Genomic DNA, 11,928 nt, shown 5'->3' with positions numbered 1-11,928 from the left:
GCGAAGTCAGTCACGCGGTGTGCCGAACGGCAGCATGCGCGAGAGGATGTTCTGGCGATCGATCAGCTGATGCTTGATGACGGCGAGCACGTGCAGCACGACGACGGTGAGCAAGGTGTAGTTCAACGAGATATGCACGACGCGCAGCACGCCCTTGAGCGCGGTGTCGGGGCTGATCAGCACAGGCATCGGCCAGATGCCGAGGTACACGACCTGGATGCCCGCCGCCGAGCTATAGAGGTAGCCCGTCACGGGAATCGCGACCATTAGCACGTAAAGCGCGGTGTGGCCCAGGTGCGCGGCGAGCCGTTCCCAGCCATGCATGGAGCCGGGCATCGCGGGCGCCCTGTGCGTGACGCGCCAGAGAATGCGCACGAGCACGAGCGCGAGCACGGTCACGCCAATCCACTTGTGCCACGAGAAGTAGCGCAGCTTGGTGGGCGTGATGCCGGGAATGTCGGTCATGATCCAGCCGAGCGCAAAGCCCCAGACGATCAGCGCGGCGATCAGCCAGTGCAGCAGCATGGCGACGCCGTTATAGCGCTCGGCGGGCTTGACGTCAGGGTTCATCGGCATACGACTCCATTATTCGAGGTGTGCACTTTACCCGGCCAAACCTATTCAAACAATCGTCTAAAATGGATGGTTATCATCCATTTTTTCGATAGATCGAAAAGGACCGTACCTCGTGGACCGCACCTCGGACCGCTCCCCTAGCCTCGAGCAGCTGCGCGCGCTGATCGCCGTCGCCGAAACCGGCAGCTTCTCGGCGGCGGCGCGCCAGCTCGACCGCGCGCAGTCGGTGGTCAGCTATACGATCGCCAATCTCGAGGCGCTGCTGGGCGTCGCGCTGTTCGAGCGCGGCAAGCGCAAGCCGGAACTCACGGCCGCGGGCCGCGCGATCCTCGCCGACGCGCGCCGCCTCGATCTGCTCATGGGTCAGCTTAACGCCAAGGCGGCCGGCCTGCAGAGGGGGCTCGAGGGCGAGGTTTCGCTGGCCGTGGACGTGATGTTTCCGTCGCAGCGCCTCGTCGAGGCGCTGCAGGCATTCGCGTTCACGTTTCCCACCGTCGCGCTGAATCTCACCATGGAAGCGCTCGGCGGCGTGCTCAAGCTCGTGCTCGACGGCGACTGCGCGGTGGGGATCAGCGGGCCGAACCACAACTGGCCGCACGTGATCGAGGCGCAGTCCATCGGCACCGTGGAACTCGTGCTCGTGGCCGCCCCCTGCCATCCGCTCGCCAAGGCGGAGCACCCCGTGCGCATTTCGGACGCGCGCGAGCACACGCAGCTGGTGCTCACCGACCGCAGCCGCCTGACCGAAGGCCAGAACTTCGGCGTGTACAGCAATCGCGCGTGGAAGCTCGGCGACCTCGGCGCGAAGCACCGGCTGCTGCTCGCGGGCCTCGGCTGGGGGTCGATGCCGAAGCACCTCGTGGAAGGCGATCTCGAAGCCGGGCGGCTCGTGCGCGTCGCGCTCGCGGACCGGCGCTCGGTGAGCTACAACATCTCGCTGATCCATCGCACCGACGCGGCGCGCGGCCCCGCCAGCGAGTGGCTCTGCCACTACCTCACGAAGGGCGCGCCGCCGCAGTCGCCGTTGCCCGACGCCCGCTGAACGCTGAACTGGCGCGCAAGCGATGCGCGTGCGGGTGGTACGAACGCCACCCCGCGCACGCCTGCATCTCGCCTTGGCGAGGCAGGGTGCGCCGCCCGCTTCAGCCCTTCTTGACCCTGGCAGGCTTGTCAGCCTTAGCCGGCGCCGCCGACGGCGCTGCCGGCGCGGCTGGCACCACGCCCGACCAGCCCGGCAGATAACGCGCGTCGGGATCGTGTGCGTGCGACAGCGCGTCGGCGAGCGCCGCGTCGAAGTCCTTGCGCAGGCGCGTTTCTGATACCTTGCGGCGCAGATAGTCGGCCCACAGGAATTCGCTGAACGGCGTCGTGTCCTTCGCGTAGCCGCCCGACGTGCGCAACTCGCCCGCGAGGCTGCGATACGGATCGTCGGCAAGCCCAAGGAGCTGCCTGGGCAACTGGTCGAATTCGCAGCGCTCGCCCGCGGCATCGAACGGATGCACCCACTGGTTGTGCTCCATCATGCGCCAGAAGATGGTGGGCTCGAGCCACGAGAGATCCTTGAGGACGGTCACCCGCACGCTCTCGACCGATTCTTCGAGCCACGCGCGGCCGAGGTGGTGATGATCCACCACGTAGTAGCGCGACTTCGGCCCGAGCACGGCGGGAAACCAGTGCGAGTCGATGGCCGCCGCGCGCCCCTTCTTGTCGAGCGTCTGCCAGTGCGCGCGCTTGGCGTTCACCTCCCGAAAGCCCACCGTGATCTGCGTGGGACGCAGCTCGTCGAGCTTCACGGTGATGAGATGGAGATCGGTGTTCGGCAGGTTCATGGCGGGCCTCCTGTTTAGTGTCGGTTGGTGTCGGGGTCGATCGCGCAACGATACAGCCGAACGGTCATGCATGCCGCATCGAGCGGACGCGCGCCGCGCGCTCCGTGCGCAGGGTCAACCCTGAGACCGCCGGGCACGCTGGATGCACGCTTTCGCCGCTTCGCCTATAAATGCGCCAAGGGACAGTCGGCGCGAACCACGGCGCCCGTCATGCTCCCGCCGCTGTCAGTTGCACGTCTTCCAGGCTCAACCAACGACACAAGCGAGGGCATTTTGGATCTCGAAACCATCCGCGTATTCATCATGACCCGGGGCATCGACTTCGGGACCAAGGTCCTGGCGGCGATCGTCCTGTGGATCATCGGACGCTGGGCCATCAACCTCGTCGCCGGTGTGCTGCGCAAGGTGCTCGCGCGCAACGAGCGCGTCGATCCCACGCTCGCGCATTACCTCAGTTCGATCCTCGCCGCCGTGTTGAACCTGCTGCTGGTCCTCGCGATCCTGCAGGTGTTCGGCGTGCAGACCACCTCGTTCGCGGCGCTCCTCGCCGGTCTCGGCCTCGCCATCGGTACCGCGTGGGGCGGCCTGCTCGCGCATTTCGCGGCGGGCGTGTTCATGCAGGTGCTGCGCCCGTTCAAGGTGGGCGACTTCGTGACGGCCGGAGGCGTGACGGGCACCGTGAAGGAACTCGGCATCTTCGGCACGACCATCATCTCGCCGGACAACGTGGTCAACATCGTCGGCAACAACAAGATCTTCTCGGACACCATCTCGAACTACAGCGCGACGCCCGTGCGCCGCGTGGAGCTGACCGCGAAGATCGCCAACGGCGTCGATCCCGTCGATGCGGCCAGCCGCCTGCGCGCGGCCATCGCGAAGATTCCGAACGTCGCGCAGGAGCCGCCGCCCGACGTCGAGATTCTCTCGTTCACGCCCGAAGGCCCGCTGCTGGCCGTGCGGCCTTACACCAGCAATGACAGCTACTGGCAGGTGTACTTCGACACCAACCGCACGATAGTCGAGACCTTCAAGGACGCGGGCTACCCGACGCCCGAGACGCCCTCGATCATTCGCCGCGTGGGCGCCTAGCGCGCCGCGTTCGACGCACCCGCCAAAACAAAACGGCATCGCCTTCGCAGGCGATGCCGTTTTTCTTTGCGTTGCCGCCTGGAGGCGAGGCGCCGGACGCTCAACCGCCGTTGGGCTTGCGCACGGCGCCGCCACGCGAGTCCTTGCGCAGCATCTTCCACACGCCGCCGATCAGGATCGGCACGATCGCCGCGCCGATGCCGACGAGCACGATCACGTTGAGGTACTGGCGAATGAACGGAATGTTGCCGAAGAAGTAGCCGAGCAGCACGAGCAGCAACACCCAGAACAGCGCGCCCGTGACCGTGTAAAACTGAAAGCGTCGCATAGGCATTTGCGAGACGCCCGCCACGAACGGCGCGAACGTCCGCACGACAGGAATGAAGCGCGCGAGCACGATGGTCTTGCCGCCGTGGCGCTCGTAGAATTCGTGGGTTTTCTGCAGTGCGGCGCGGTCGAGGAAGCGTTCGAGCACGGGAATGTGCGTATTGAACACCTTCGGCCCGATGGCGCGCCCAATCAGAAAGTTCACCGTATTGCCGAGGACTGCCGCCACGAGCAGCAGCACGATCAGCACGCCGAGATTCATTTCATGCGTCGCGGCAAACGCGCCGCCGATGAAGAGCAGCGAGTCGCCGGGCAGAAACGGCAGCACCACGAGCCCGGTTTCGCAGAACACGATCAGGAACAGCACCGCGTAGACCCAGCCGCCGTATTGCTGGATGAAGACACCGAGAAACTTGTCGATATGCAAGACAAGATTGACGAACTGCAGGAGCGTATCCAAAAGTGTCCCTTATTGATCGCGGGCCGCGCGCCTGAAAAAAGCGCGTTCGCCCTGTGTTGCGCGAGAAGCCAAATTGACCGCGCCATGATACCGAAAGTGCCCGCGCGTCACGAAAATATCCCGTCAATTTCGGTGAATTTGCGCACAAAGCGCGGCTAGATGAGGGTTTCGCGGGCGCTCAAGCGCGTCGGGTCCGCAGGCGCCGACTCGCTATAATTGCGCGCATGTCTTCAAATTCCGAACCCGCCGGCGCCGCGCCGGATTCCGCCAGCGCCGCCGTCGCATCGCGCGCCGCGCAGCCCGCGCGCGCGATCCAGGCGCTGCCCGACCAGCTCATCAGCCAGATCGCCGCGGGTGAAGTGGTCGAGCGGCCCGCCTCCGTCGTCAAGGAACTGCTCGAAAACGCGCTCGACGCGGGCGCGAGCACGCTGCGCATCCTGCTCGACGAGGGCGGCGTCAAGCGCATCTCCATCGCCGACGATGGCTGCGGGATTCCCGAAGCCGAACTCCCGCTCGCGCTCATGCGCCACGCCACGAGCAAGATCCGCTCGCTTGCCGAACTGGAGAGCGTCGCGACGCTCGGGTTCCGCGGCGAAGCGCTGGCGTCGATCGCCTCGGTGGCCGAGATGTCGATCACGAGCCGTAGCGCCGACGCGCCGCACGCCGTGAAGATCGAGGGGCACACCGGCGCGATCTCGCCGGCTGCGGGCGGCCAGGGCACCACCATCGAAGTGCGCGAGCTGTACTTCAACACGCCCGCGCGCCGCAAGTTCCTCAAGAGCGAGCAGACCGAACTGGGCCATTGCCTCGAGATGATCCGCCGCAGCGCGCTCGCGCGCCCGGACGTCGCGATCTCGGTGCTGCACAACGGCCGCGCGGTCGAGCACTGGAACGCGAGCGATCCGGCCACGCGCGTCTCGAAGATCCTCGGCGAAGTGTTCGCCACGGCGCATTTGCCGCTCGACGAGCGCGCCGGTCCGCTCGCCGTGTACGGTTGTGCAGGGCTGCCGACGGCGAGCCGCAACCGCGCCGACCAGCAGTACTTCTTCGTGAACGGCCGCTTCGTGCGCGACAAGCTGCTCACGCACGCGGTGCGCTCGGCGTACGAGGACGTGCTGCACGGCGACCGCTACCCGTCGTACGTGCTGTTCCTCGACCTGCCGCCCGAAGCCGTCGACGTGAACGTGCATCCCTCGAAGATCGAAGTGCGTTTCCGCGATTCGCGCTCGATTCACCAGTTCGTGTTTCATGCCGTGCAGCGCGCGCTCGCCCGCCACGCGGGTGCCTCGCCCGAGACCACCTCGGGCGGCCATGCCGCTGCGCTGATCGAGCCGCGGGCGCTGCCGGGCGCCGGGGTGCTGGGCGCCTCGGTGGGGCTGGCTTCGGGCGCGGCCGACTCCGCGCGTGGAGGCGCAGCGCCCGGCGCCAGGGGCGGCTTCGGCGCCGACGGCAAGTTCGGCACTGCGAGCGTGGCGAGCAGCTTTGGCGGCGGCATGGGTGGCGCGCTCTCGCGCGCGTCGGGATTCGGCCAGCCAGGCGGCGGCGCTGCCAGCGCGGGCAGCGGCAACACCTGGCTGCGCCAGTCGCGCATGACGCAAGGCAGCCTGCCCGTCGCGCAGCCGCTTGCACTGTATGACGCGTTGTTCGGCCGCAAGGATGTCGGCGCCGGCACGGCGCAAGGTTCGACCGTGCTGCAGGCGCAAGACGGCGCAGTGGATGCGTTCGCTGCCGGCGCGCCGAACGCCGCCTTCGAAGCCGGCGAGGACCATCCGCTCGGCTTCGCGCTCGGCCAGGTCCATGGCATCTACGTGCTCGCGCAGAACGCGCGCGGCCTCGTGATCGTCGACATGCACGCCGCGCACGAGCGCATCCTGTACGAGCAGTTCAAGCAGGCCCTCGCCGAACGCTCGCTCGCGGTGCAGCCCTTGCTGATCCCGATCTCGATGACGGCCGATCCCGTCGAAACCGGCACCGTCGAGGAAGAAAAGGCCACGCTCGAAGCGCTGGGTTTCGATCTCGCCGTCCTCTCGCCCACCTCGATTGCGATCCGCGCGGTGCCCGCGCTCCTCAAGGACGCCGATCTCCAGGCGCTCGCGCGCGCCGTGCTCGCCGACCTGCACGAGTACGGCGGCTCGCGCGTGCTCACCGAGCGCCAGCACGAGATGCTCGGCACGCTCGCCTGCCATCATGCGGTGCGCGCGAACCGGCGTCTCACGCTCGACGAAATGAACGCGCTCCTGCGCCAGATGGAAGCCACCGAGCGCGCCGACCAGTGCAACCACGGCCGGCCGACCTGGTACCAGCTCACGCTCGCCGATCTCGATCGGCTCTTCATGCGCGGTCAATGACGCAGTCTACGGAACCAACCGACGCAGCGCTGCCCGTCGCGTGTCTGCTCGGCCCCACTGCCTCGGGCAAGACGGCGGCCGCGCTCGCGTATGCCGCGCAGTCGGCGGCGCGCGGGCGCACGGTGGAAATCGTGAGCGTGGATTCGGCGCTCGTGTATCGAGAGATGGACATCGGCACGGCGAAGCCGAGCGCAGCGGAGCTTGCAGCCGCCCCGCATCATCTGATCGATATCGTCGATCCTCTGGATGCCTATTCCGCCGCCGACTTTCGCGCCGACGCACTGCGCGTGACGGGCGAGATCGTCGCGCGCGGGCACGTGCCGCTGCTCGTGGGCGGGACGATGCTCTACTACAAGGCGCTCACGCAAGGCCTCAACGACCTGCCCTCGGCCGATCCGGCCGTGCGCGCGCAACTCGACGCCGAAGCCGCACGCGACGGCTGGCCCGCCATGCACACCCGCCTCGCGCAGGTCGATCCAGCCACGGCTGCACGCCTCGCCCCGAACGACTCGCAGCGCATCCAGCGTGCGCTCGAGATCTTCATGCTGAGCGGGCAGCCGATGTCGGTGCTGCTCGCCGCGCCGTCCACACGCGAGGATGAAGCCGCGCGTTACCGCTTCGTGCCCGTCGCGCTCGAGCCGTCCGATCGCAGCGTGCTGCACGCGCGCATCGAAGCGCGCTTCGATGCGATGCTCGCGGGCGGTCTCATCGACGAGGTGAAGGCGCTGCGTGCGCGCGGCGACCTGAACCCGAACCTGCCGTCGATGCGCTGCGTGGGGTATCGCCAGGTTTGGGAATACCTCGATGGCGAGGTCGATTACGACACCATGCGCGACAAGGGCGTGTTCGCCACCCGCCAGCTCTGCAAGCGCCAGCTCACGTGGCTGCGCGCCATGCCGGAGCGCATCGTCGTGGATTGCTGCGCGCAGGATGCGACCGAACAGGCCGTCGCGGCAGTCGCGCAGATCGGCGGCTGAGGCCGCCGCCCCCGCCGACCCTTTTTCCCCGCTTTCTACCCCGGGCGCTTTGTGCGCCACAACATCCTCGCTCGGCCCGCAGGTGGGGCACGTCCGTGCGCTGCACGCGCACGCGCGCCCTCCCCCGCCGCAGCGCGCCACCGAAAACCGCCCTCGCCCGCTTGACTTTCGATCGACCGGATACGATCATTCGTTCATCACTAGAGCAATTGCTCAGGCTCGAGCCGATCGGCCGCTTTGAGTAAGGAGACACCGAATGAACACCGAACGCAGCAATGCGAACGTGATCCTGCACATCGGCGCCGGGTCGTTTCACCGGGCGCATCAGGCGTGGTACCTGCATCGCGTGAACCTCGCGCGCAAGCCCGACGAGGCCGCCTGGTCGCTCACCGTCGGCAACATCCGCTCCGACATGAACGCCGTGATGGACGCGCTGGCCGCGCAGAACGGCGTCTACACGCTCGAAACGGTCACGCCGCAGGGCGAGCGCGCTTACGAGACGATCCGCTCGATCACGCGCGTGCTGCCGTGGTCCGCCGATCTCGCTAGCCTGATCGACGCAGGCGCCGACGCGAACTGCAGGATCGTCGCGTTCACCGTGACCGAAGGCGGCTATTACCTCGACGAACACGACCGCCTCGACACCGCGAACCCCGACCTCGCCGCCGACCTCAAGGGCGGCCGCACGACGATTTACGGCGCGCTCGCCGCGATCCTCGAAGCGCGCAAGGCGCGCGACGGCGGCCCCGTCACGCTGCAGACCTGCGACAACCTGCGCAGCAATGGCAAGCGCTTTCATGCGGGCATGCGCGAATTCCTCGCGCTGCGCGGCGCAACGGATCTGCGCGACTGGTTCGACGCGAACACGGCGTGCCCCGACTCCATGGTCGACCGCATCACGCCGCGCCCCACGCCCGACGTGCGCGAGCGCGTAAAAGCGGCGACCGGCGTGGACGACGCCTGCCCGGTGATGGGCGAGGCGTTCATCCAGTGGGTGATCGAGGATCACTTCTGCGCAGGGCGGCCCGCCTGGGAGCGCGCCGGCGCGGAGATGGTCGAATCGGTGATGCCCTACGAGGAAGCGAAGATCCGCATCCTCAACGCTACGCACAGCTGCATAGCGTGGGCGGGCACGCTCGTCGGGCTCGACTTCATCCACGAAGGCACCCACGACGCCGACATCCGCACCTTCGCGCGCGAGTACGTGAGCGAGGACGTGATTCCCTGCCTCACGCCCAGCCCGCTCGATCTCGCGAAGTATCGCGACGTCGTGCTCGAACGCTTCAGCAATCCGTACATCCAGGACACGAACCAGCGCGTGGCCGCCGACGGCTACTCGAAGATCCCCGGCTTCATCGCGCCCACGCTCGCGCAACGCATCGCCGGGGGCGCGACGCCCGCCGCCACGGCCATGCTGCCCGCGCTCTTCCTGCGCTTTCTGGAACGCTGGCACAAGGGCACGCTGCCCTACCGCTACCAGGACGGCGTCATGGACGAAGCGGCCGTGCACCGCATGTTCGAGAGCGGCGACCCCGTCTCGGCGTTTCTCGGCGACAAGCTGCTGTGGGGCGGCCTCGCCGGCAACCCGACACTGGGCGGCGCGGTGCGCGGCGCGCTCACGCGCGTCGACCAGTGGCTCGCCTCGCGCGGCTGCAGCGTTTGAAGACAGACCGCACCGTAATCCGCAACACCCGCGCCACGCGCGCCCTCCGGGTCGGCGCGCATGGCGTCGCGCCCGGCGCGCGGCTAAAGTAGCGCAACTCTCTTCACGACTTCAGCGCGCCTATGTATCTCGGCATCGACCTCGGCACCTCCGAAGTGAAAGTCCTGCTGCTCGCGCCCGACGGCCGCGTGATCGGCACCGCCGGCACGCCCTTCGTCGTCTCGCGCCCTCACCCGCGCTGGTCCGAGCAGAATCCCGCCGACTGGTGGGACGGCACGCGCCGCGCGCTCGCCGCGCTGCGCGAGGCGCATCCGCACGAATTCGCGCAGGTGCGCGGCATTGGCCTTTCCGGGCAGATGCACGGCGCCGTGCTGCTCGACGCGCACGACAACGTGCTGCGCCCCGCGATCCTCTGGAACGACATGCGCGCCGTGGACGAATGCGCCGAGCTCACCGCGCGCGCGCCGCAGCTGCATCGCATCGCGGGCAATCTCGCCATGCCGGGCTTCACTGCGCCCAAGCTGCTGTGGGTCGCGCGCCACGAGCCGCAAGTCTTTCGCGCAACGGCCTGTGTGCTGCTGCCGAAGGACTATCTGCGCCTGCAGCTCACCGGCGGCAAGGTCTCCGATCCATCGGATGCCGCGGGCACGCTCTGGCTCGACGTGGCCAAACGCGACTGGTCCGACGCGCTGCTCGACGCCTGCAACATGACGCGCGCGCAAATGCCCGCGCTCGCCGAAGGCAGTGCGCCGTCCGGCACGCTCCTGCCCGCGCTCGCGCGCGAATTCGGCTTGCGCGACGACGTGGTCGTGGCGGCGGGCGGCGGCGACAACGCGACGAGCGCCATCGGCATCGGCGCCACGCAGCCCGGCGACGGCTTCGTCTCGCTCGGCACCTCGGGCGTGCTCTGCGTGGTGGGCGACCGTTTCCGGCCGAATCCCGCTTCCGCCGTGCACGCGTTCTGCCATGCCATTCCGGACCGCTGGCACCAGATGAGCGTCGTGCTTTCGGCGGCGAGCTGCCTGCGCTGGGTCTGCAAGCTCACGGGCACGAACGAGCCCACGCTGCTCGCCGAAGTCGAGCAGCTCAACGCGCCGACCCTCGCCGAGGCCCCGCTCTTCCTGCCGTATCTCTCGGGCGAGCGCACGCCGCACAACGACCCGTATGCGCAGGGTGTGTTCTTCGGCATGACGCACGCGACCGACCGCGCGCTGCTCGGCTACGCCGTGCTCGAAGGCGTGACGCTCGCGCTCACCGACGGCCTCGACGCGCTCGCGGCCGCGGGCACCGAAGTGGGTGCGCTGTCGATGCTGGGCGGCGGCGCGCGCAGCGGCTACTGGGCGCAACTGGTTGCGGACGCATTCGACACGCCCACGCGCCAGCACGGCGGTGGCGAGACGGGCGCGGCGCTCGGCGCGGCGCGGCTTGGCTGGCTCGCGGCGGGCGGCGACGCGCGTGAGGTGCTGACCAAGCCACCCGTGGTGGCCGAGTACACGCCCAACGCCGCGCGCCACGCGGCGCTGCGCGAGCGGCTCACCGCCTACCGCGCGCTGTACCGCCACGTGCGCCCGCTCTTCGAGCCCTCGCGCGAACGCCTCGCGTAACGCGTGCAGTACACTTCGGCCCCGCATCCCCCCGACCACCACCGTGCCCAAGTCCACCGAAAAACTCGATCTCGCGACCCGCGCCGCCTGGCTCTACTACGTGGCCGGCAACACCCAGAACGAAATCGCCGAGAAGCTGCAGGTGTCGCGCCCGGTGGCGCAGCGCCTCGTCGCGTTCGCGGTCGAGAAGAACCTCATTCGCGTGCGTGTCGATCATCGGCTCGCCGATTGTCTCGCGCTCGCCGACGCGCTTTCGAAGCGCTACGGCCTTTCGGTCTGCGAAGTGGTGCCCGTCGACAACGACACGCCCGAGGAAATCGACCGCAAGCTCGCCGTTGCAGGCGCGCAGGTGATGGAGCGCTACCTCACCGAAGAGCGGCCGATGGTGGTGGCCGTGAGCAGCGGTCGCACGCTCAAGGCCGCCGTCGATCAGATCGCGCAACTGGAGCGGCCACAGCATCGGCTGGTTTCGATGGTGGGCGCGATCGCCCAGGACGGCTCGTCGAACCGCTACGACGTCGCGCTGCACATCTCCGAGAAGACGGGTGGCAAGCACTTTCTGCTGCCCGCGCCGCTCATCGCGGATAACGAGGCCGAGCGCGCGCAATGGTGCAATCACCGGCTCTATCGCATCGTCGAGTCACTGTCGGGCGAGGCCGATGTCGCGTTCGTCGGCATCGGCAACATCGGCGAGCATTGCCCGCTGCATGAGGACGGCTTCATCACCTCCGACGAAGTGCGCGAACTGATGGACCAGGGTGCCATCGCCGAAATGCTCGGCCTGCCGATCGACGCCGCCGGCAAGCGCGTCGATTCGCCCACAGGCCGCCGCGTCACGAGCGTGTACCTCGATTCGCCGCCGCGACGTCCGACCATCGGCTTCGCCGGCGGCGCGCGCAAGCGCGAAGCGGTGATCGCGGCGCTCAACGGCGGCTGGCTCTCGGGGCTCGTCACCGACGAGCAGTGCGCGCGCGCCGCGATCGAACGCTAAGCCCAAAAAAGAAGCCCGCACGAAGCGGGCTGACAAAGGCAACCTCAGGTACCTCGCCACACAA

At 68.2% G+C, this 11,928-nt stretch carries 10 protein-coding genes; 7 read left to right on the top strand and 3 right to left on the bottom strand.

Annotated elements, in window-relative coordinates:
• Positions 1-6 precede the first annotated feature (6 nt).
• Positions 7-570 (bottom strand): cytochrome b, encoded by a 564-nt coding sequence (locus AB4Y40_RS10580; RefSeq protein ID WP_368687626.1) that lies wholly within the window; start codon positions 568-570, stop codon positions 7-9.
• 118 nt (positions 571-688) lie between these two features.
• Here AB4Y40_RS10580 and AB4Y40_RS10575 point away from each other — a divergent pair, with 118 nt between their 5' ends.
• A complete protein-coding gene (locus AB4Y40_RS10575) occupies positions 689-1,618 on the top strand; it encodes a LysR family transcriptional regulator (protein WP_368687625.1) in 930 nt (309 codons plus the stop codon).
• 100 nt (positions 1,619-1,718) lie between these two features.
• Here AB4Y40_RS10575 and AB4Y40_RS10570 read toward each other — a convergent pair whose 3' ends face one another.
• Positions 1,719-2,405 (bottom strand): ParB-like protein, encoded by a 687-nt coding sequence (locus tag AB4Y40_RS10570; protein WP_368687624.1) that lies wholly within the window; start codon positions 2,403-2,405, stop codon positions 1,719-1,721.
• A 273-nt stretch (positions 2,406-2,678) separates the two neighbouring features.
• Here AB4Y40_RS10570 and AB4Y40_RS10565 point away from each other — a divergent pair, with 273 nt between their 5' ends.
• Entirely contained in the window at positions 2,679-3,494 is an 816-nt protein-coding gene (locus AB4Y40_RS10565) for a mechanosensitive ion channel family protein (protein ID WP_368687623.1), read from the top strand.
• 100 nt (positions 3,495-3,594) lie between these two features.
• Here the strand turns inward: AB4Y40_RS10565 and AB4Y40_RS10560 are convergent, their stop codons facing one another.
• A complete protein-coding gene (locus AB4Y40_RS10560) occupies positions 3,595-4,281 on the bottom strand; it encodes a DedA family protein (protein ID WP_368687622.1) in 687 nt (228 codons plus the stop codon).
• 224 nt (positions 4,282-4,505) lie between these two features.
• On the opposite strand from AB4Y40_RS10560, the gene mutL reads away from it, so the two are divergent.
• From mutL to AB4Y40_RS10535, 5 genes are all read left to right on the top strand, one after another.
• Complete coding sequence (mutL, locus tag AB4Y40_RS10555) at positions 4,506-6,629, top strand: DNA mismatch repair endonuclease MutL (protein WP_368687621.1); 2,124 nt, start codon at positions 4,506-4,508, stop codon at positions 6,627-6,629.
• The gene (gene miaA / locus AB4Y40_RS10550; protein ID WP_368687620.1) at positions 6,626-7,606 is read left to right on the top strand and encodes a tRNA (adenosine(37)-N6)-dimethylallyltransferase MiaA; all 981 of its coding nucleotides are present in this window, start codon (positions 6,626-6,628) and stop codon (positions 7,604-7,606) included. Before mutL ends, miaA begins: the two co-directional genes overlap by 4 nt.
• Before the next feature lie 256 nt (positions 7,607-7,862).
• Complete coding sequence (dalD, locus tag AB4Y40_RS10545) at positions 7,863-9,269, top strand: D-arabinitol 4-dehydrogenase (RefSeq protein ID WP_368687619.1); 1,407 nt, start codon at positions 7,863-7,865, stop codon at positions 9,267-9,269.
• Between the two features lie 122 nt (positions 9,270-9,391).
• Positions 9,392-10,873 (top strand): xylulokinase, encoded by a 1,482-nt coding sequence (gene xylB, locus AB4Y40_RS10540; RefSeq protein WP_368687618.1) that lies wholly within the window; start codon positions 9,392-9,394, stop codon positions 10,871-10,873.
• A gap of 43 nt (positions 10,874-10,916) precedes the next feature.
• On the top strand, positions 10,917-11,864 hold the full coding sequence (locus tag AB4Y40_RS10535; protein ID WP_368687617.1) for a sugar-binding transcriptional regulator: 948 nt from the start codon (positions 10,917-10,919) through the stop codon (positions 11,862-11,864).
• Positions 11,865-11,928 lie beyond the last annotated feature (64 nt).

It is taken from the genome of Paraburkholderia sp. EG287B, from assembly GCF_040965595.1.
Classification (GTDB): domain Bacteria; phylum Pseudomonadota; class Gammaproteobacteria; order Burkholderiales; family Burkholderiaceae; genus Paraburkholderia.
This window is presented reverse-complemented; position numbering and strand designations above follow the sequence as displayed.